The organism is Nonomuraea sp. NPDC052129, from assembly GCF_040680095.1.
GTDB lineage: Bacteria > Actinomycetota > Actinomycetes > Streptosporangiales > Streptosporangiaceae > Nonomuraea.
Map to the genome: position 1 here is coordinate 377,093 of NZ_JBFAVX010000003.1, position 20,105 is coordinate 397,197.

The following is a 20,105-nucleotide window of genomic DNA, read 5'->3' on the forward strand; positions in this document are numbered from 1 at the left end:
GAAGTCGAACGAGGAGAGCGGATGCACGACACGGATGAGGCGCTGTTCAGGGCAGTTCACGGGATCGCCGGCCGCTTGGCCGGGCAGCCGGTACCCGTGGTGATGGACGCCTTGCTACGCCAGCTGCCCAAGGCCCCCGGCCTGGACATGGCCGAACTCCGCCGAATCGCCGAGGAGATCAGCGTCGGCAGAGACCCCTCGGGCTTGTAACCACGAGGGACCACGAGGGACCACGAGGGACCACGACAGATCCCGACAGGGTGTGTGGGCCCTCAACTCCCGAGCGGTGAGCACCGATGGACCGTGCCCGGCCAAGAAGACGCACGTCACGGCGCCCAGCCGGTGAGGCGGAGGACCGTGCCCCTGGAAGGCCGCCGACCCCGGTCGGCGGATGGGCCCTCCCGTGCCTGCCGTAAAAGAAAAGACCCTTAAAAAACCCCGACATCACCTCCGGGTCGGGTCAGGGGCGGCGCCGGATGTAAGCGTGGGCCGGGGGCGGGAAAGTAGGGCCATGACCGCAAAGAGGCTCTATCCCATCATCGCCTGCGGATCGATCGTGTTCGCGGTGGTCGGGATCGTGGTCGGGCAGCTGGTGCTCGACCCCGGCCTGAACCCACTCAACGCGACCGTCAGCGAATACGCCGTGTCCGACCGCGGGGGCGTCACGGAAGCGGCGATGATGGTGCTGGGCCTCGGTTCGCTCGTCCTGCTGAGGGCGCTGAAAGCGGCGAACGCACCGGTGCGGGGGCTACCGGAGCGGTTGCTGTGGGTGTGGTCGGGGGCGCTCATCGTCGCCGCGGTCATCCCGACCTCGCCCATCGGCGCCGACCTGACCCTGACAGCGGAGATTCACCGCTACGTGTCGGTGGCGGCGTTCGTCAGTCTGCCCGCGGCGGCGGCCCTGCTGGTGCCCCGGCTCACGGCCGACGAGGTGTGGAGGCCGGTCGCGCGGACCGTCGAGTGGCTGGCCCTGGCGGGCGGGCTCGGGGTGCTGGCGGTCACCTATGTGGCGCTGCCCGGCGAGCGGGTGATGATCGGGTTGGTGGAGCGGTTGCTGCTGGGCGCGGAGGTGGCGTTGCTGGCGGTGCTCGCCGCGTGGCTGCTACGGCTGGCATGGGGACGGGCAGTCGAGCGACCTGCGGATTTCCCGACATATCATAGATTTGTCGCGAGTCGATCTTAAGAACCGCCGCATTTGGTGCTATTCTCTCCCGCGATCTTCTATCCGGGAGCGGGCGTCATGGCATCTGGCAGATCCATCAGATTCAAGATCTCGACGCTGCTGGTTCTCCCACTGGTTTCTCTGGTCGGACTCTGGGGCTTCGCCGCGAGCACGACCTCCGGTGAGGCCATGGGCCTGCTGAAGGTCGACACGATCTGGTCCGGAGTCATCAGCCACGCCGACTTCCTGGTCTACACACTCGAGCAGGAGCGTCTCGCCTCCGCCGAGGTGATCTCCGGCGGCGTCGCCGACCCCGCCCAGCTGGCCGCCACGCGCGGCAAGGTCGACGAGGTCAAGAAGCGGCTCTCCGACGGGGGCCTGTCGGAGACGACGCAGGCCGCCCTCACCCCTGAGATGCGGGGGCGGCTGAAAGAGGTCTTCACGGCCATCGACCGCCTGCCTGAGATCAGGAAGAAGGTCGACAGCCGCAAGCTGACCCCCGGCGCGCTGGTCACCGAATACTCGGCGGTCAGCGACGCGGTCCATCACCTGTACCCGTCGCTGACGCTCGGCACGGACGTCGAGCTGGCCCAGCAGGCGCAGGGTCTGATCGCCGCCAGCGAGGTCCGCGAGCTGCTGAGCCGCGAGCACGCGCTGATCATCGCGGCCAACGGCAAGCCGTCCATGGGCGACATGCACATGCTCGCGAAGCTCGACGGCACGCGGACGTACATGTTCCCCAAGGCCATGGCCAACCTCGACGCCGAGCTGCGGGCCCCGTTCGAGCAGGTCACCGAGTCCGCGCGCTGGGCCGCGATGGAGCGCGCGCTGGACGGCTACGTCTCGGGCCGGATGCTCGACCCGGCGGTCTGGCGCGGCATGGCCGACGCCGAGCTGAAGGACTACACCCAGGTCATCTGGGACAACGGTGACCGGCTGCTGGCCCGGATGACGCCGGCCGGCATCGCCATCCTCGTACGGGCCGGCGTGGCGGGCGTCCTCGGCCTCATCGCGGTCGCCCTGTCCATCTTCATCTCCATCCGGGTGGGCCGGCGCGTCAGCCGTGAGCTGGCGGCGCTCCGCCGCAACGCGCTCGACCTGGCCGAGATCCGGCTGCCCGGCGTCGTGACGAAGCTGCGGCAGGGCAAGAACGTCGACATCCCGGCCGAGGTGCCGCCCATCAAGATGTGCGACGGCGCGACCAGCGAGATCGACGACCTGGCGAAGGCGTTCGACAGTGTCCAGTACACCGCCGTGGACGCGGCCGTCGAGCAGGCCAAGCTGCGCCAGGGTGTCTCCGAGGCGCTGCGCAACCTGGCCCGGCGCAGCCAGTCGCTGTTGCAGCGCCAGCTCAAGCTGCTGGACGAGATGCAGCGCGAGACCGAGGACCCGGAAGCGCTGTCGCGGCTGTTCAAGATCGACCACCTGACGACCCGCATGCGCCGCCACGCCGAGGGCCTGGTGCTGCTGTCCGGCGGCTCCGCCGGGCGCAGGTGGCGCGGCGTCATCCCGGTCGAGGACGTGCTGAGCGGCGCCGCCGCGCAGGTCGAGGAGTACACCCGGGTCCGCGTCTACCCGATGCCGGAGTGCGGGGTCTCCGGCGCGGCCGTGGCCGACCTCATGCACCTGTTCGCGGAGCTGATCGAGAACGCCGCCGCCTTCTCCTCACCAGGCAACGAGGTGTCGGTCCGCGGCGAGCTGGTCGGCAGGGGCTTCGCCGTCGAGGTCGAGGACCGCGGGCTGGGCATGACCCCGGAGGCCCGGCAGGTTGTCAACGAGAAGCTGGAGAGCCCGCCCGAGTTCGAGGCGTCGCAGACCGAGCGGCTCGGCTTCTCGGTGGTCGGCATGCTGGCCGCCAGACACGGCATCACGGTCACGCTCAAGCCCTCCCCGTACGGCGGCACCACCGCGATCGTGCTGGTGCCCACAGCGCTGATCCAGGCCCTCCCGACGCCGGTGCGGATGCCCGAACTGGAGTCGGTGTCCGTCTCGGTGGTCAGGACGCCTCAGGACACCAGGACGCCTCACGACACCAGGACGCCTCACGACACCAGGACGCCTCACGACACGACGGCCCCCGGCCAGCTGCCCCGCCGCCAGCGCACGGCCAAGCACGGCCCTGAGCGGTCCCAGGAGTCGGCGCTGCCCCGCCGGGTGCGACAGGCCAACCTGCCGGAGCAGCTCAAGCAGTCGCCACCCCCCGAGCAGACTGAGGCACGCTCGCCCGAGAGCCGTTCACCGGAGGAGGCCAGGGCTCTGCTCTCCTCGCTCCAGTCGGGCTGGCAGCGCGGGCGGCAGGACAGCGATCAGGATGGGGGATCCCAATCGTGACCCATGGGCCAGACGAGTGGGTTGACGAGGAGGCCGGCCCGGTTGTGCGGCCGTACGCGGTGGCCAGGGGGCGCACCAAATCCTCGTCACCCGAGCTCGACCTGCTGGCGACCGTGTCGTCGACCGGCCTGCCGGTGCCCGCCAAGGCGGAGCTGAGCGGTCAGCACCGCCGGATGATGGACTGCGTCATGGCTCAGACCAGGCCGGTAGTCGAGATCGCCGCCGAGCTGAACCTGCCCGTGGGGGTGGCCAGGGTACTGCTCGGAGATCTGCTCGACTACGGCCTGGTGTCGGCCCGGCCGCCGCTCGCCAAAGCGACGACCCCTACGGAGAGTTTGCTCAGAGAGGTCATCAACGGTCTACGGGCGCTCTAGTTCGCTGACGTCATCGTCCTCAAAGAGTGCTCGACCAGCGTGACCATGACCTCCTTGGCCGAGGTGCGCCGCCGTACGTCACAGAGCAGCACGGGCACGTCGTCGTCCAGGTCGAGCGCGATCCGCACGTCGTCCACGCTGTGCCGGTCGGCGCCGTCGAAGCAGTTGACGGCCACCACGAACGGCGTGCCGCGCTGCTCGAAGTAGTCGACGGACGGGAAGCAGTCGGTCAGCCGCCGGGTGTCGGCGATCACGACGGCCCCGAGCGCGCCGTAGGACAGCTCGTCCCACATGAACCAGAACCGTTCCTGCCCCGGGGTACCGAACAGGTAGACGACAAGCCCTTCGCGGATCGTGATACGGCCGAAGTCCATCGCGACGGTGGTGGTGGTCTTGGCCTCCACACCGTCGAGATCGTCGACGCCGACGCCGCGATCGGAGAGCACCTCCTCCGTGCGTAACGGCCTGATCTCGCTGATCGCGCCGACCAGCGTGGTCTTGCCCACGCCGAACCCCCCGGCGATCAGAATCTTCAGCGCGACGGGGTCCTCAGAGAGCACGGAGTCCATTGATCACTTCCTTGAGAATGCGCTCATTCGGGCGCGGTCCCTTTTCCGAGGGGGACGACACCGAGATGAGGCCGTGGTCACGCAGGTCGCCGAGCAGCACCCGGACGACGCCTACGGGCAGATCGAGCTCGACGGCCACGTCGGCCACCGTGATCGGGTTACGCGCTGCCCGCAGGATGAGCAATTGCTCGGGTTCGAGATCGTACGCCTCCGTGTCTCCGACGACGGAGACGATCGCCATGAGGTCGAACGCCTCCCCGGAGGTTCTGGTGCGCCCGCGAATGAGGGCGTAGGGCCGGACGACCGGCCCCGCGTCCTCGTCAAGCCACCGCGGGGGTTCGTTCATGACGATGTCGCCCTGGGGTTGGTGGATATGTGCTGCCCCACCCGCTTGACGAGCATCGCCATCTCGTAGGCGATGTGGCCGACGTCGACGTTGGCGTCGGCCAGTACGGCCAGGCAGGTGCCCTTCCCCGCCGCCGTCACGAAGAGGAACGCCGACTCCATCTCGACGATGGTCTGGCGCACGTCGCCGCCGCCGAAGTGCCGTCCCGTGCCGCGGGCCAGGCTCTGGAACCCGGCGGCCACGGCCGACAGGTGCTCGGCGTCCTCGCGGCTCAGCCCCTTGGAGTAGCCGACCGCGAGGCCGTCGGTCGACAGGATGACGGCCTGGCGTACTGCTGCGACCCTGGTCGTCAGGTCGTCGAGGAGCCAGTTCAGCTCACCGGTGTTGGTCGTCGGCACACTCATGCCTCCCCCTCCTCATTCGCTTCTTCTCGGGCGCGCTGGGTTCCCCGCTGGTAGGCGGAGAACAGGTCCCGTACCTCATCGGGAGAGCGCTCTGTCTTCGCTTCCGGTTCCGGCTCAGGCGGTTCGTCCGTCTTGAGCTGGGGTGCCAGATTTGCCTGTTTCACTCGCCTTGGCAGCCCGGCATGCGTGCCGTTCACCACCGCGAGCGTCTTCTTCTTGGTACGGCTGGGCAGCACGGGTGCCTCCCCGTCGCCGCCCGCCTCGAGTGCGGCCTGGTCGTGGACCAGCCCGCGCGGCACCAGCACGATCGCGGTGGTGCCGCCGAAGGGAGAACGGCGCATCAGCACCTGGATGCCGTGCCGTTCGGCCAGCCTGGCCACCACGAACAGGCCGAGCCGGTCACTGTCGGCCAGGTCGAACTCCGGCGGGTTGGTCAGCAGCGCGTTGAACGCCGCGTACTCGCCCGGAGACAGCCCCAGCCCTCTGTCCTCCACCTCGATCGCGTAACCGTTGCTCACCAGGTCGCCGCGGACGACCACGGTGGTGGTCGGTGGAGAGTAGATGGTGGCGTTCTCGACCAGCTCGGCGACCAGGTGGGTGAGGTCGGCGGCGGCGGCTCCGTCGAGCGCGCTGCCGGGCATGGCCTCGACGGTGACCCTGGTGTAGTCCTCGACCTCGGCGATCGCCGCCCGGACGATGTCGACCGCGGGCACCGGCTTGCGCCAGGCCCGGCCGGGGGCGGAGCCGGACAGGATGATCAGGCTCTCCGCGTGACGCCGCATGCGCGTCGTCAGGTGGTCGAGGCGGAAGAGCTCCTCCAGCCGGTCAGGGTCGTGCGTACGGCGCTGCATGCCGTCGAGCAGCGCGAGCTGGCGGTGCAGCAGGCCCTGCTTGCGCCGGGCGAGGTTGAGGAACACCTGGCCGATGCCGCGGCGCATCGCGGCCTGGCTCACGGCGGCCTGTACGGCGGTGCGCTGCACGGAGCCGAACGCCTTGGCCACGTCGACGATCTCGGCCGCGCCGCTGACCTTGAGCGGCTTGGCCTCCTTCTTGACGTTGACCTCTTCGCCCCGGCTCAGCCGGTCGACCAGGCCGGGCAGCCGGTTGTCGGACAGCTCCACGGCCGCGGACCTGAGCGCGGCCAGTTCGCCGGCGAGGCGGCGGCCGAAGCGTACGGAGATGATGATCGAGGCGAGCACGGCGATCAGCCCGAGACCGCCCGCGGTGCCGATCTTCACCATGGTGCTGGTGGCGGAGTCGAGCGCGCGCTCGCTCAGCACCTCGCCGGACGACGCGCCGAGCTTGTCGAGCTGCGCCGTGAGCCGGTCCACGGTCGCGTTCCACGTCGCGCCGTCGGCGGGTGGGGCGCCGCTCGCGATGATGCGCGCCTCCATGGCGGTGAAGTCCCTGAACGGCTCACCGGCGAAGATCTGCTCGTACGGCCGGCGGAGCGCCGTGTCGAGCCCGGCCTGGCCACGGGCGCTGAGGAACCTGCGGCTCGCGACGTACTCGGTGAACGCCGTGAGCTCCGGCTCGGTGAGCCGGCGGTCGATGAGCGCGCCGCTGACCAGCGCGTGCTCGCGGGCGATGATCTCCCGGGCGTTGCCCATGGCCTGCAGCGACGACGCCTGCTGGAAGAGCGGCAGGTCGGGCACCGAGACGAGTTGGTCGTAGAGCCGGAAGATGGCGTCGAGGACCCGGTTGTACTCGTTGAGGCTGGTCAGCCGGGAGCTGATGCCGCCGTCGATGTCGGCGCGGATGGAGCCGAGCCGGTTCAGCTCCGCGGTGAGGGTGTCGAGCGCGTCGCGCAGGTTGTCCTTGATCGCGTCACCCGCTGTCACGGCGGACTTCTGGAAGTCGGCCACGGACTTGTCGGTGCGGGCGCGCTGTGTCCCGAGCTCCTGGGTGAGTTGACGGGTGGTGACCGCCACGGCCGATTGGGCCCGCTCGGCTTGGAGCTGTAAGCCCAGGTCGGTGGAGGTGATGCCGATCGTCTGATAAAGCGTGTTGGCTCTTAGCAGGGCCTGGCCGTCACCCACGGTGAGATTGAGGGCAAAGCCCCAGAGCGCACTCAGAGACAGGAGGGGTAGCAACAGCAATAAGAAGATCTTGAACCGAATTGACCGGTTATGCGAGCCCATGTCCCAACCTCGGAGTCGAGGGGTATTTGCACACTCTGTGTAAACACACCTCCGGAAGATCGCACAGGAGACTAGCACCGATTATGCTTCCGGCGCAGTGGGAGGAACGCGTTGATTAGCGTGATTACTGGGGCGAGTGCCGGCATCGGCGCCGCGGCGGCGGCCGAGCTGTCACGACGGGGGCACCGGGTAGTGCTCGTCGGTCGGGACGAGGCTCGGCTCAAGGCCGTGGCCGACGGATTGAGCGGGCCGGAAGCCGATGTTTTGACCTGCGACTACACATCGCTTGACGACGTTCGTAGGCTCGCGGCGGTGTTGCGTGAGCGTTATGACCGAATTGCCGTACTGGCCAACAACGCGGGCGTCATGAGTCCGGGGCGCCAGATTACTGTGGACGGTCACGAGCTGATGGTTCAGGTCAACCATCTTGCCCCCTTTCTGTTGACCGATTCTCTAACAGATCGGGTCGACAGGGTAGTCACCACTTCTTCACGGGCGGGCAGAAGCGGCCGGCTCGACCCGGACGACCTGTCGCGTGAGCGGCGACGATGGAACGGCTGGCTCCAGTACGGCGACACGAAACAGGCGAACGCCCTGTTCACGGTCGGGTTGGCGGCTCGGGGGGTGGCGGCCACCTGTTTCCATCCCGGCGTGATCCGCACCGGGTTCGCGGCGCAGACGTGGATCATGCGGATGTTCCTGGCCGTGCCCGGCTACGCCAAGCCGCCCGAGTACGGCGCGCGCACGCTGGTGCACCTGGCCACGCACACCGACGGCGAGCGGCGCGCCGGAGCCTACTTCGCGAAGCGCGCCCCGGAGCCGGTCCCGTCCGCGATGTCCGACCCCGCCCTGGCCGAACGCCTCTGGCAGGCCAGCCTCACGGCCCTGAAGAGCTGACGCGGGCAGGCCGTCTCGGCGCCCTAGAGGGCTGACGCGCGCTGAACAGCTGACCCCAGCCTCAGCGCCCTGAGCGGCTGACGGAGCGCAGCCAGAGCAGCGCGACCAGCGAGATCGCCAGGAGCCCCGCCCACTCCAGGATCGTGTAGACGTGCACCTGCGCCGCGGTGACGCCGGGCACCCTGCCGATGCGCAGCAGCTGGAACTGCCACACCTGCCCGGTCAGTACCAGCGTGATCGCGATGGCGATGGCGTTCATCGAGTCCCACAACGCGTGGAGCAGCGAGACCCCGAGATAGGCGAGCACCACCCGCCCCTTGAGCCGGCCCCCGGCGGAGAAGAGCACCCCGCCCACGATGGCCGTCCACAGACCGTGGCCGACGGGCGACAGGACCCCGCGCAGCACCTCGGTCTCGACGAGTTGCGACAGCGACAGCCCGGCCGAGGTGAAGAGCGAGTTGAAGGCGTACCCGGCGCTCTCCAGCGCGGCGAAGCCGAAGCCCACGGTCGCGCCGAGCACCAGGCCGTCCTTGGTCGTCCGGCGGATCAGCCGCCGCGAGACGAACATCAGTGCCGCCAGCTTGACGCCCTCCTCGATCAGCCCCACCACCACGTACATCAGGAGCGACGGCCGGACCAGCCAGCTCTCCAGCAGGGACGCGCCGAGCACCCCCAGCGCGCCGCCGGTCACGAACGCGCCGAACATCGTCTCGACCGTCACCTCGGGCGAGCGCGCGCGCCCGTAGGCCCAGGTCACGAAGGTGACCGGGACCAGGAAGCTGCCGAACAGCACCACCGTCGGCACGAGGTTGGAGTTGGCGGTCCACGCGGTGACGATCACACTCGCCACCCAGAGCACGAGGCCGACCAGGAAGACGCGTAGCCATGGCCTCACGTCGGCAGTTCGCTGATGGCCCGATGGGCGGCGGTGATGGCCGCGTCGGCCCGGGAGGCCGGCACCGAGTCGCAGTTGGCGATCGCGATCCTGCCGAACCGCCGGCGGGCGAGGTCGGCGGGGAACGGGCCGTCCGGGTAGAAGGAGTTCCACGGGCGGCAGTACTCCGGGGCGTAGCCGTGGCCCCAGCGGTTGACCGTGATCGCCTCTATGTCCGCGGCCGGGTCGAAGCCGCCGGGGCCGAGCAGCCGGGCGAGCTGGTCGCGGATGGTGTACTCCAGGCGGCTGTAGGGCGTGTTGAGCAGCTCGTTCCGGCCCGTGGCGGCACCCGCGGCCGGACCCAGCTCCGAGCGGCACGTGGCGGCCAGCATGCGTACGTTGATCGGGTTGCCGGGCTTCGTCGGGCAGTCGTAGCCGGGCATGGTGACCGGGTGGTCGAGCTCCGACAGGCACCAGTAGGCGCCCGTCCAGCGGGTGCGGTCGATGCCGAGGCGCTGCCACGCCTCCCAGTCGCGCAGTTGCACCATGGCGTCCACCACCGGCATCTTGACCGCGTCGCGCAGCGCCTGCTTCTGGTCCTCGGGCAGGTCGGGGACGAGGTAAGGGATGACCATGTTCCAGCAGGCCAGGACGACCGCTCCGGCGCGGACCGTACGCACCCGGTAGCCGTCGAAGTAGCCGACGGTCGCGGTGCCCGCCGTGTCGGCCGGGCCGTCGTTGCGCGCGCTGACGGCCGTGCTCGACAGCCGGAAGCGGACCCGGTTCGCGGGCAGGTCGAGGCGGCCGTAGTCGAAGGAGGCGGTGGTGATGCCGTCCATGGAGGTGGAATCGGTGAAGCCGGGGATCATCCGGCCGACCATCATGCGGACCAGCGCCTGGTTGCCTTCGGGGAAGTGGTAGATGTTCGGGTCGGCCGCCTTCCACTCCTTCTTCATGCTCGGCGAGCTGAACCGCGAGGGCTTGCCGCCGTCCAGCCCCAGGCCGCCGAAGCCGGGGTAGTCGCTGCCCCAGGCGTCGATCGCGCCGAACGTCTGCGTGCCGTACCCCCACATGACGCTCGGCATGGTCCGGCAGAAGAGCTCGACGTCGGGGTGCGCCCGGCAGACCTTCAGCAGGAAGTCCGAGTAGGTCAGCGCCGCCAGCCGCTCCTCCTTCCGCTCCTGCGACAGGCCGGGGAACCAGTCGCGCGGCTTGTCGTACAGCATGACGAGGTCCTTCTTGGCCTGCTCGGCGATCGGCAGCCCCTTGACCCACTCCTCGGTCCGCGTCTTTGGGGCGATGCGGACGAGAGCGTCCGTCCGGAACGTCTCCCGGTCGCACATCACGCCGCGATGCATCCCGAGCTCGCCGTAGAGGCGTTGGTCGAAGTACCGGTCGAACCGCTTCAGCTCGATGCCGAGCCGGTGGAGCAGCTCCTTGCCCTCGGGCGTCCACACCGAAGGCGTCCGGATCGATCGCGAGCCGCCGCAGCCGACCAGCACCCCGTTGCGGCCGGCCGGGTGGAACTCGTTGCGCCGCGCGTGCCCGCCGATCTCGTCGTGGTTGTCCAGGATGAGGATGCGGGCCCCGGGGTTCTGCCGGTGCCACTCGAAGGCCGCGCTCACCCCGCTGATGCCCCCGCCGACCACCACCAGGTCGTAGTGCTCGCCGGTGGGTACGGGCGTGCCCGCGTACTGCCAGAAGCGGCCGTCGCGGAGCGCGTGGGCGACGCTGAGCGACTCCGGGGTGCCGCCCCGCAGTCCGGTCAGGCTCGGCGGAGAGACCTCGGCCCGGGGCACGCCCGGCGGAAAGGTCTCGACGGTGCCCGGCGGGCCCGGTCGCGACGTACAGCCCGCCGACACTCCCAGAGCCAGCGTCCCCACCGCCATGGCGACGCCGTCCAAGAAGTCGCGGCGCGAAATGGGCCGGTCCATCCCGAGGTCGCGCGCCGAGCGCGCGTTCATGTCGCTCATGCGCCGATCCTCAGGACTCCGGGTAAAAGCCGCGTCCTGCCGCGCAGTGCTTCGAGAAACATTTTGCGTGACCTATTACCGCGAATGCCTGTTTGGAGTAGCGTCCGAAATATCACGACGGGGGGAGTCCGGGTGGTCGGCAAGCAGGGCAGGGTCACTGGCAAGATCGGCCCTGGCCTCGTCGGCGAGGTCATGGTCCCGGTCAGAGGAGGCGTGGAGGCTTTCTACGCTCATCCGACCGTGCCTGACGAGGAGTTCTCCGTCGGAACGATCGTGATCGTGGTGGACTACTTCCCACCGCGAACGGTCTATGTGGCCCGAGCACTCGTCTAGGGAGGCCCCCGATGTCCCCCGAGCTCCTTCTTCTCGGCGGCGGCATCCTCGTCGCCGTCATCGTGCTGATCCTGCTCTTCAAGGCCGTGTGGCGGGTCGCCGAGCCCAACGAGGCCCTGATCATCTCGGGTCTCGGCGCGCGCCGGCGCAGCGAGGGCCCCGACAGCCTCGGCTTCAAGATAATCACCGGCAAGGGTACGGCGGTGCTGCCCGGCTTCCAGACGTCCAGGAGGCTGCGCCTGGACACCAGGGCCGCCAACCTCCAGGTCTCCTGCGTCACCCAGCAGGGCATCCCCGTGCACATCCGCGGCGTGGTGATCTACAAGGTGGGCGACGACCTGTCCTCGATCGCCAACGCCGCCCGGCGCTTCCTCGACCAGCAGGACTTCATGACCGGCGCGATCCACGAGCTGTTCACCGGCCACTTGCGCTCGATCATCGGTAACCTCACGGTCGAGGACCTGATCCTCAACCGCGAGCGGCTGACCAGCGAGACCAGGGCGTCGGCCGCCGACGAGATGAGCAAGCTGGGCCTGATCGTCGACTCGCTGCAGATCCAGGAGATCGACGACGAGACCGGCTACATCGTCAACCTCGGCAAGCCGCACGCCGCCAAGGTCGCCTCCGTGGCCCGCATCGCCGAGGCCCAGCGCGACCAGGAGGCCACCGAGGCCGAGCAGGCCGCCGCCGCGCGCAAGGCGGCCGCCGTACGCGAATCCAAGATCAAGCAGGCCGGTTACCAGGCGGAGATGGACCAGGCGGCGGCCAGGGCCAGGCAGGCGGGGCCGCTGTCGGAGGCGACGGCCAGGCAGGAGGTCGTCGTCCAGGAGACCAGGGCCGCCGAGCTGGAGGCGCAGCTGTCGGAGCAGCGGCTGCAGTCGCAGGTCCGCAAGCCCGCCGACGCCAAGGCGTACGAGACCGTCACGCTCTCCCAGGCCGAGCGGGACGCCCGCATCGCCCAGGCCGAGGCGGAGGCGCGGGAGACCGAGCTGCGCGCCGTCGCGCAGGCCTCCCAGGTCAAGCAGGCCGCCGCGGCCGAAGCCGAATCCGTACGGCTGCGCGGCGAGGCGGCGGGCGCGGCCACCAAGGTGGCGGGAGAGGCCGAGGCCCAGGCCGCCAAGGCGCGCGGGCTGGCCCACGCCGAGGCGGCCAAGGCGCTCGGCCTCGCCGAGGCGGCGGCCGCGCAGGCCAAGGGCCTGGCCGAGGCGCAGGCGATCAGCGCGCGGGCGGAGGCGCTGAAGGAGAACCAGGAGGCGGTCATCGCCCAGCAACTGGCCGAGCGCTGGCCCGAGGTGGTCGAGGCGGGCGCCAAGGCGTTCGGCAACGTCGAGCACATGGTGGTGCTCAACGGCGCCCAGGGCGTGGAGGAGATGCTGGCCAAGGCGCTCACCCTTGGCGGCACCGGCCTCGGCCTGGCCAGGGCGCTGCTCAACGGCGCGACCCCGAACGGCTCCGAACCGGAGTCCTCCGGCAAAGCGCAATAACCGGCCCGCCGTCACAAGCAGGTGAGCCGGGAAGTCCCTACGACACTCAGGGGGTAGTCATGGACTTAATTCTCACCGGCGTCATCGTGGCTCTGGCACTTGTCGCGATCGTCGCCTTCAAGCTGATCTGGCGCGTCGCCGAGCCCAACGAGGCGATCATCATCTCCGGCCTGGGCGCGCGGGGCAGGGAGACGCTCGGCTTCAAGATCGTCACGGGGAAGGGCGCGCTGGTCGTGCCGGGGTTCCAGACCGCGCGCCGCATCTCGCTCGACAGCCGGGTCTCGCCGCTCGAAGTCAACTGCGTGACCAAGCAGGGCATCCCCGTACACGTACGCGGGGTGGTCATCTACAAGGTGGGCGACGACTTCGCCTCCGTCGCGAACGCGGCGCGGCGCTTCCTCGACCAGCAGAAGACCGTGGACGACAAGACGCACCAGCTCTTCTCCGGTCACCTGCGCTCGATCATCGGCAACCTCACGGTCGAGGATCTGATCATCAACCGCGACGCGCTCACCAACGAGATCCGCACCTCCTCCTCCGACGAGATGAGCAAGCTGGGCCTGATCGTCGACTCGCTGCAGATTCAGGAGATCGAGGACGCCACCGGCTACATCGTCAACCTCGGCCGCCCGCACGCCGCCGCCGTGTCGGCGCTGGCCAGGACCGCCGAGGCGCAGCGCGACCAGGAGGCCAACAGCGCCGAGCAGGAGGCCCAGATCAAGAAGTCCGCCGCGATCCGCGAGGCCCGCATCCAGCAGGCCGGCTACCAGGCGGAGATGGATCGGGCCGCGGCCAAGGCGAAGCAGGCCGGGCCGCTCGCCGAGGCCACCGCGCGCCAGGAGGTCGTGGTCCAGCAGACGACGGCCGCCGAGCTGGAGGCGGTGCTGGCCGAGAAGCGGCTGGAAGGAGAGGTACGCAGGCCGGCCGACGCGCGGGCCTACGAGCAGGTCACCATCGCCGAGGCGGAGCGGCGGGCCGCCGTGGCGCGGGCTCAGGCCGAGGCGGAGGGCATCCGGCTGCTCGGGGAGGCCGAGGCCGAGGCGACCAGGCTGCGCGGCATGGCCGAGGCGGACGCGGCACGGGCCAAGGGCCTGGCCCAGGCCGACGCCATCAAGGCCCGCGCCGACGCGCTGGCGTCCAACCAGGAGGCGGTCGTCGCCCAGCAGCTGGCCGAGCGCTGGCCCGAGGTGGTCGAGGCGGGCGCCAAGGCGTTCGGCAACGTCGAGCACATGGTGGTGCTCAACGGCGCCCAGGGCGTGGAGGAGATGCTGGCCAAGGCGCTCACGCTCGGCGGCGCCGGTCTGGGCCTGGCCAGGACGCTGCTCAACCGGCCCGCGTCGGAGGCGCCCATAGCCGCCGCCCCCGCCCCTACTCCCAATGGAGCAAACTCCGAGGTCGTTCGCGAATCACCTGAATCACGTGAATAGCGCCGTTGCTCGGCTCGTTACTCCGCGCTTCCTCTAGCGTTTTATTATAAGTCGCTTTAGGGAAGTGGAGAATTCATGCTTAAGGCTCTTTCTCTCATTTGTCTGAGCATGATGGCCATATCGGGATGTGCTGCCGACGAGGTCGTGGGCGCGCCCCTGCCGGACGTGCCCCCGGCCGCCGACCCGTCCGGCACCACGCCCGCCGACCCGTCCGCCGCCCCGTCCCCGTCCCGGTCCGCGCCCGGAGCGGCCAGGCTCCGGGCCGGCCTGCTGCCCACCCCCAAGGGCATGAGCCTGACCTACGGGCCGGAGGCCGGGGCGTTCGGCTCGCTCAAGTCCACCAGGCAAGGGCTCGCGGCCGTGCGCCAGGCCAAGCTCGACCGGCCAGAGTGCGGCGGGGCCGGTCAGCTGGACCTGACCAAGCCCGAGGTCGCGGAGGCGCCCGCCGCCGTGGTCGCCTTCTCCTCCGGCAGCGACTCGATCACCCAGGCACTGGTGTCGATGCCCGCCTCCGCCTTCCCCGCGCCGCTGCCCGCGCAGTGCGCCTCCTACGGGGCCGACGTGCACGGCACGCGGGTGACCTACCGTACGCGCGACCTGGGCATGCCCACGCGGGGCGAGGAGTCCCGGGCCTACCTGACCACCGCGTCGGGCGGTCACGGCGACGCGCAGGTCGGTTCGGTCGTCATCCGGCGCGGCAAGGTCATCATGAGCATGCTCGTCGTCGGCCGGAAGGTGGCGCCCGCCGACCTGTTCGAACTCGCCGGCCTTGCCGACCAGAACCTGGCCCGCATCACCAGATAAAACTAAACAAGCACGTGATCGTCCGGCCGGCCCACAAAGGAGAATTGCGCGTTCCGCGTCAGCTTGATGTGGTCGGCCTGCCAGGTGTGCATGGAGGCGTCGGCGCTGCGCCAGTAGACGAAGTTGAACCGGTCCGCGGAGTAGATCTTGACGCTGTCCTCCTTCAGCCTGCGGACCAGGTGCGTGTCCTCGCCCCGGGTGATGTCCGCGAAGCCGTACGACCGGAACATGTCCGCCTTGCCGAGGAACGTCCCGCCCTGCACGAGGAACGAGTACCGGTGCTCCAGCCCCGGCAGCCGCAGCATCGTGGTGTTGAGGCCCTCGAAGTAGGAGTAGTGGGCACCCTTGCCGACCAGCTCCGCGTCGGTGTAGTCGAAGGCCCTGACCAGGTCCGACAGGTAGTGCTCGCCGTACAGGTTGTCGTCGTCCATCTTGGCGATCAGGTCGCCTTCGGCGGCTGAGATGCCCAGGTTCATGCAGGCGCCCAGCGACAGCTCAGCGGAGGCGGGCAGGACGACGACATCGGAGATGCCCGCCATGCGGGCCTTGTCGGCCACCACCACCGGGTCGATGTCCAGGCCGTGCAGGACCATGACGAGCTGCAGCGGCCGGTGGATCTGCTTGGCCACCGAGGAGATCGCGTGCTCGATCTGCGCGGCCCGGTTGGTCGGCAGCACCACGGAGATCGACCGGGCCCCGGTGGTGACGGGCCGCCCCAAGAACCGGAGTATCTGGTCCACCCGATGTGTGAACAGGTGCTTGTCGAACACCTCGCGCATCGCCAGGTGCCCCATGCGGGCCCGCAGCTCCGGGCTGTTGATCAGGTGCAGCACCTGGTTGTACGACTCGACCGGCTCGCGGGCGATCGGCAGCAGCTCGCCGAACGTCTCCTCGATCGCCCTGGACCACCCGGAGACGACCGGCGTGGAGCAGGCCGACAGCTCGAACACGCGGCGCGCGCACATCGTGGGCGAGTCGAGCACCGAGTTGACGTTGAGGAAGACCTTGTACATCCGGTAGGCCGCGAGCATCTGGTCGTAGGGGAGCTCGCCCACGATGTGCGGGCGATACTTCTCCGGCCAGGCGTACTTCTCGTCGACCTCGCCGTTGCGGGCGAAGATGTGCAGGCCCAGCTCGCGGATCGGGTCGATGACCGTCTCCATCTGCTCGCGGCGCTCGGGGTGCTTGTCGCGGAAGTACATGCCGGCGAAGACGACGTCGTGCAGGCGGCCCTGCTTCTGCTGGATCGGGTTGTGCACGCGGGGCTGGGCAGCGAACTGGAGCACGTCCACCCGATCGTGGCCCAAAGTTTCACGATATTTCGGGACCATGTCACCGTCGCAGGTGAACACGTAGTCGAACAGCTTGGCCGTGTCGATGAAGAACTCGAAGTTCGGCGGGTCCTCCTTGTTCCAGAAGACCGTCGGGATCCCCTCGGCGCGGCACCACGCCACGAGGTCGCGCAGCGGGTCCTTGGGGGCGTTCGTCCCGGTCATCTGGTAGCGCCAGCGGCCCTGGTTCCCGTGCCAGGCCGACTCGCAGAACAGCAGGTCAGGCCGCTTCTCGGCGAAGATCTCCGGCCAGTCCTTGAGCCCGAACTCGATCTGGTCCCACTCGTACCTGAACGCCAGCCGGGAGAAGTCGTCCAGGATGACGGCGACCTTGAGGTCCGGCCGGTTCACCGGCCCGGCCGGCCACTTCACGGTCGGCACCTCGACCAGCGGCGGCCGGTGGTTGGCCGCCGCGACGGCCAAGGTGACCGGGATCGGGGCCTTGGGTGCCCGGTCCTTGGACCTGACCGCCTCCAGCACCTTGCCCGGGCTCTTCGACCCCAGCGCCTCACCCAGCTTGAACGTCCGCTTGGCCTGGGTGGCTTCCAGCTTCCACGTGGCATAGGCGGCCTTGGCCTCGGCTATCTCCAGCCGCCGGCGCAGCTCCCTGATGTCCGCTTCGTAGCGCTCGACGAGCTTGCGCTCCTCGGGCAGCCAGTTCACGGGGCCGAGTCGCTGGTACGTGGGCTCTTCAGGGGTTTCGGCCATGGGGATGCACGCCTTATCGCTTAGCGGAGGTATGTCATGGTACGGCGGGGACCGTACGGAATGATGGGGTTATTCGGAACGCGCACCCTGTGCGGCGGGCGAGAGGTTGTCCCCCTTGAGCCAGGCCGAGATGACCCGGGCGATCCGCGGCCCGGCGGCGCCGTCCCACAGCGGCGGCAGCTCACCCGACGGCGTCGAGGCCCCGTCGGCCAGCGCCTTCCCGGCCGCGGCCGGCAGCAGGGCCGGGGTGACCAGGCGGTTGGTCCCATGCGTGATCGTGATCGGCCGCTCGGTGTTGGGCCGGACCGTCAGGCACGGTACGCCCAGCATCGTCGTCTCCTCCTGCACGCCGCCCGAGTCGGTGACCACCAGCGCGGCGCCCCGGACGAGTGAGAGGAAGTCCACATAGCCCAGCGGCTCGATCACCTTGACCGAGGGACCGTCGACCAGGCCCGCCTCGGCCAGCCGGGTACGCCCCCTGGGGTGGATCGGCACCACGATCGGGATCTGGCGGGCGACGTCCAGCACGGCCGAGACCAGCTCCTTGGCCGCCTCGGGGGTGTCGACGTTCGCCGGGCGGTGCAGGGTCGCCACGGCATAACGAGCCGGTATGTCCAGCCGGGCCACCACGGGCGCCGGATCCAGCGAGGGCAGCGCGGAGAAGAGGCTGTCGATCATGGGGTTGCCCACCAGGTGCACCTTGGCGGCGGGCACGCCCTCGGCGGCCAGGTGCGAGAGCGCGTCGGGCGAGGTGGCGAAGAGCAGGTCCGACAGGGAGTCGGTGACGATCCTGTTGACCTCCTCCGGCATGCCCCGGTCGAACGAGCGCAGGCCCGCCTCGACGTGCGCGGTGCGTACGCCCAGCTTGGCGCAGACCAGGATCGCGGCCAGCGTCGAGTTCACGTCGCCGTAGACCACCACCAGATCGGGGTCGTGCTCCAGGACGACCTCCTCCAGGCCGACGAGCAGCGCCGCGGTCTGCTTCGCGTGACTGCCCGAACCGACACCCAGATTGGCCACCGGCTCCGGCAGTCCGAGGTCGGCGAAGAACACGTCGGACATCAGCGCGTCATAGTGCTGACCGGTGTGGATGATGCCCTGCCGCACGCCGAGTTCACCGAGTGCCCGCACCACCGGGGCCGCTTTCACGAAGTTGGGACGGGCGCCCAGAACGTGCAGGACCAGGGGGTTCTCCCTCATTGACCTCGCCTTTCATAGCGGAAGGGAAAAAACGCTGCCTATGGTACGGTCACCGCGTGGCATCCGACGCCAGTCGTGAAGACTCCCCAAGACCAAACGGCAAGGTTTCCGCCAAGTCCGCTAGAGCCGGTGTCGGCGGCCTCATCAGGGGCTTCGTGCAGCACCCGATCATCGTCTCCCGCGTCGTCATGACGAAGGTGAAGGCCGACCCGGTGCGCGTGGCCCAGGCGGCGGCCGAGTCGCTCCCGCCCGCCCTCCGCCCCGTCGTGGGCAAGGTCGCCTGGCCGGCCGCCCGCCGGGCCAGGCGCGCGGTCCGCAAGTTCAGCATGCGGGTGCTCAAGGGGCCGTGGAACGAGGCCAAGGAGCACTGGGACCAGGGCCGGGTCAGCCAGGCCGCGGCCGTGCTCGAAGAACACACCAAATACCCCTTCGTCAAGCGCAGGGCCGCCTACTACCGGGGTGAGCTGGCCGCGATCAGCCCCGACCCGATCCCGCCGCAGCCCAAGGTGGCCGTCGTGGACCGGGTGGCCGGGCGGGTCCTGCACTGCGTGACCAACGCCCTGCCGTACACACAGGCCGGCTACACGGTCCGTACGCACCGCATCGTCATGGCGCAGCAGGCCAAGGGCCTGGATCCGCACGTGGTGACCAGCTGGGGCTGGCCGATGCTGCAGGGGCACGCCGACGCGCCGCCGTTCGAGGAGCTCGACGGGATCCCCTACTACCGGCTGCTGCCCGACGGGCACGGCGAGATGCCGTTCGAGACCCGCGGGCGGATCATCAAGGGCGCCGAGGGCGTCACCAAGCTCGTCGCGGAGCTGCGGCCCCAGGTCCTGCACGCCGCCACCGACCACCGCAACGGCTCCATCGCGCACGCCGTACGCGAGCGGACCGGCACGCCGTTCGTCTACGAGGTCCGCGGCTTCCTGGAGGAGACCTGGGCCTCCCGCGACCCCGGCCGGATCGGCAGCGAGCGCCATGTGCTCCAGCGCGAGCGCGAGGCGTTCCTGATGCGCGAGGCCGACGCGGTCGTCACGCTGGCCGAGACGATGGCCACGGAGATCGTCGAGCGGGGCGTGCCCAGGGAGCGGATCTTCCTGGCGCCCAACGCGGTCGACGACTCGCTGCTCACGGCCTCCTACGACGGCGAGGCGTTCAGAGCGGGCATGGGCATCGCGAAGGACGAGATCGTCGTCGGGTCGGTGTCCAGCATCGTGGGCTACGAGGGGTTCGCGACGCTGCTGCGGGCCGCGGCGCTGCTGCGCGACGAGGGCACGCCGGTGCGGGTGCTCATCGTGGGCGACGGCACCGAGCGCGAGAACCTGCTGGAGCTGGTCGGCGAGCTGGGGCTGATGAGCGCGCTCCTGCCGGGTCGTGTGGGCCCGGACGAGGCGCTGCAGGCCCAGGCGGCCATCGACATCTTCTCCTGTCCCCGCGAGGACCTGCGGGTGACCCGGCTCGTCACGCCGCTGAAGCCCGTCGAGGCGATGGCGCTCGGCAAGCCGGTCGTGCTCAGCGACCTGCCCGCGCTGTCGGAGCTGGTCGGATCCGACGGCGCCGGGCTGCTGGTGCCGCCGGGCGATCCGGAGGCATTGGCCAAGGCGCTCGCCGCGCTCAGGGAGGATCCTGCCAGGCGCGCGGCGATGGGTGAGGCGGGCCGGGCAGAGGTGGCCGCCAAGCGTACTTGGGGCCGAGTTGCCGAAACTTACCGGTCTCTCTACCGCTCCATTACCGAACGATGACCTTC

At 69.7% G+C, this 20,105-nt stretch carries 18 protein-coding genes; 10 read left to right on the forward strand and 8 right to left on the reverse strand.

Annotated elements, in window-relative coordinates:
- The first annotated feature begins 21 nt into the window (after nt 1-21).
- The 4 genes from AB0L53_RS09875 (at nt 22) to AB0L53_RS09890 (ending at nt 3,867) form a co-directional block, all read left to right on the forward strand.
- Entirely contained in the window at nt 22-210 is a 189-nt protein-coding gene (locus AB0L53_RS09875) for a hypothetical protein (protein ID WP_357957558.1), read from the forward strand.
- 301 nt (nt 211-511) lie between these two features.
- A complete protein-coding gene (locus AB0L53_RS09880; RefSeq protein ID WP_363992546.1) occupies nt 512-1,183 on the forward strand; it encodes a DUF998 domain-containing protein in 672 nt (223 codons plus the stop codon).
- A gap of 57 nt (nt 1,184-1,240) precedes the next feature.
- Entirely contained in the window at nt 1,241-3,493 is a 2,253-nt protein-coding gene (locus tag AB0L53_RS09885) for a nitrate- and nitrite sensing domain-containing protein (RefSeq protein ID WP_363992548.1), read from the forward strand.
- Nucleotides 3,490-3,867, forward strand: coding sequence for a DUF742 domain-containing protein (locus tag AB0L53_RS09890; protein WP_363992550.1), 378 nt, complete (start codon nt 3,490-3,492; stop codon nt 3,865-3,867). Before AB0L53_RS09885 ends, AB0L53_RS09890 begins: the two co-directional genes overlap by 4 nt.
- On the opposite strand, the gene AB0L53_RS09895 is transcribed toward AB0L53_RS09890, so the two are convergent.
- From AB0L53_RS09895 to AB0L53_RS09910, 4 genes are read right to left on the reverse strand one after another with little or no spacing between them, the layout of a single operon-like run.
- Nucleotides 3,864-4,436, reverse strand: coding sequence for an ATP/GTP-binding protein (locus tag AB0L53_RS09895; protein ID WP_225300026.1), 573 nt, complete (start codon nt 4,434-4,436; stop codon nt 3,864-3,866). The two genes, AB0L53_RS09890 and AB0L53_RS09895, sit on opposite strands and share 4 nt — an antisense overlap.
- Nucleotides 4,417-4,782, reverse strand: coding sequence for a DUF742 domain-containing protein (locus AB0L53_RS09900; RefSeq protein ID WP_358550223.1), 366 nt, complete (start codon nt 4,780-4,782; stop codon nt 4,417-4,419). Before AB0L53_RS09900 ends, AB0L53_RS09895 begins: the two co-directional genes overlap by 20 nt.
- Complete coding sequence (locus AB0L53_RS09905) at nt 4,779-5,186, reverse strand: roadblock/LC7 domain-containing protein (protein WP_357653508.1); 408 nt, start codon at nt 5,184-5,186, stop codon at nt 4,779-4,781. The genes AB0L53_RS09900 and AB0L53_RS09905 overlap by 4 nt, the downstream gene beginning before the upstream one ends.
- Nucleotides 5,183-7,225, reverse strand: a complete 2,043-nt coding sequence (locus AB0L53_RS09910) for an ATP-binding protein (protein ID WP_363992553.1) — start codon at nt 7,223-7,225, stop codon at nt 5,183-5,185. The genes AB0L53_RS09905 and AB0L53_RS09910 overlap by 4 nt, the downstream gene beginning before the upstream one ends.
- A gap of 222 nt (nt 7,226-7,447) precedes the next feature.
- On the opposite strand from AB0L53_RS09910, the gene AB0L53_RS09915 reads away from it, so the two are divergent.
- Nucleotides 7,448-8,224 (forward strand): SDR family NAD(P)-dependent oxidoreductase, encoded by a 777-nt coding sequence (locus AB0L53_RS09915; RefSeq protein ID WP_363992811.1) that lies wholly within the window; start codon nt 7,448-7,450, stop codon nt 8,222-8,224.
- Between the two features lie 61 nt (nt 8,225-8,285).
- Here the strand turns inward: AB0L53_RS09915 and AB0L53_RS09920 are convergent, their stop codons facing one another.
- Both AB0L53_RS09920 and AB0L53_RS09925 read right to left on the reverse strand, forming a co-directional pair.
- On the reverse strand, nt 8,286-9,119 hold the full coding sequence (locus AB0L53_RS09920) for a PrsW family glutamic-type intramembrane protease (protein ID WP_363992554.1): 834 nt from the start codon (nt 9,117-9,119) through the stop codon (nt 8,286-8,288).
- Nucleotides 9,116-11,071, reverse strand: coding sequence for an NAD(P)-binding protein (locus AB0L53_RS09925; RefSeq protein ID WP_363992556.1), 1,956 nt, complete (start codon nt 11,069-11,071; stop codon nt 9,116-9,118). Before AB0L53_RS09925 ends, AB0L53_RS09920 begins: the two co-directional genes overlap by 4 nt.
- A gap of 132 nt (nt 11,072-11,203) precedes the next feature.
- On the opposite strand from AB0L53_RS09925, the gene AB0L53_RS09930 reads away from it, so the two are divergent.
- The 4 genes from AB0L53_RS09930 (at nt 11,204) to AB0L53_RS09945 (ending at nt 15,119) form a co-directional block, all read left to right on the forward strand.
- Nucleotides 11,204-11,404: a hypothetical protein gene (locus AB0L53_RS09930; protein ID WP_225300038.1), complete on the forward strand. Its 201-nt coding sequence runs from the start codon at nt 11,204-11,206 to the stop codon at nt 11,402-11,404.
- 11 nt (nt 11,405-11,415) lie between these two features.
- Nucleotides 11,416-12,888 (forward strand): SPFH domain-containing protein, encoded by a 1,473-nt coding sequence (locus AB0L53_RS09935; protein WP_363992558.1) that lies wholly within the window; start codon nt 11,416-11,418, stop codon nt 12,886-12,888.
- A gap of 59 nt (nt 12,889-12,947) precedes the next feature.
- A complete protein-coding gene (locus AB0L53_RS09940) occupies nt 12,948-14,315 on the forward strand; it encodes an SPFH domain-containing protein (RefSeq protein ID WP_363992560.1) in 1,368 nt (455 codons plus the stop codon).
- 108 nt (nt 14,316-14,423) lie between these two features.
- Nucleotides 14,424-15,119, forward strand: a complete 696-nt coding sequence (locus tag AB0L53_RS09945) for a hypothetical protein (protein WP_363992562.1) — start codon at nt 14,424-14,426, stop codon at nt 15,117-15,119.
- A 2-nt stretch (nt 15,120-15,121) separates the two neighbouring features.
- Here the strand turns inward: AB0L53_RS09945 and AB0L53_RS09950 are convergent, their stop codons facing one another.
- Both AB0L53_RS09950 and wecB read right to left on the reverse strand, forming a co-directional pair.
- The gene (locus AB0L53_RS09950) at nt 15,122-17,158 is read right to left on the reverse strand and encodes a glycosyltransferase (protein ID WP_363992563.1); all 2,037 of its coding nucleotides are present in this window, start codon (nt 17,156-17,158) and stop codon (nt 15,122-15,124) included.
- 69 nt (nt 17,159-17,227) lie between these two features.
- On the reverse strand, nt 17,228-18,358 hold the full coding sequence (gene wecB, locus AB0L53_RS09955; protein WP_363992565.1) for a UDP-N-acetylglucosamine 2-epimerase (non-hydrolyzing): 1,131 nt from the start codon (nt 18,356-18,358) through the stop codon (nt 17,228-17,230).
- 155 nt (nt 18,359-18,513) lie between these two features.
- On the opposite strand from wecB, the gene AB0L53_RS09960 reads away from it, so the two are divergent.
- Complete coding sequence (locus AB0L53_RS09960; protein WP_363992566.1) at nt 18,514-20,100, forward strand: glycosyltransferase; 1,587 nt, start codon at nt 18,514-18,516, stop codon at nt 20,098-20,100.
- The last annotated feature ends 5 nt before the right edge of the window (nt 20,101-20,105 follow it).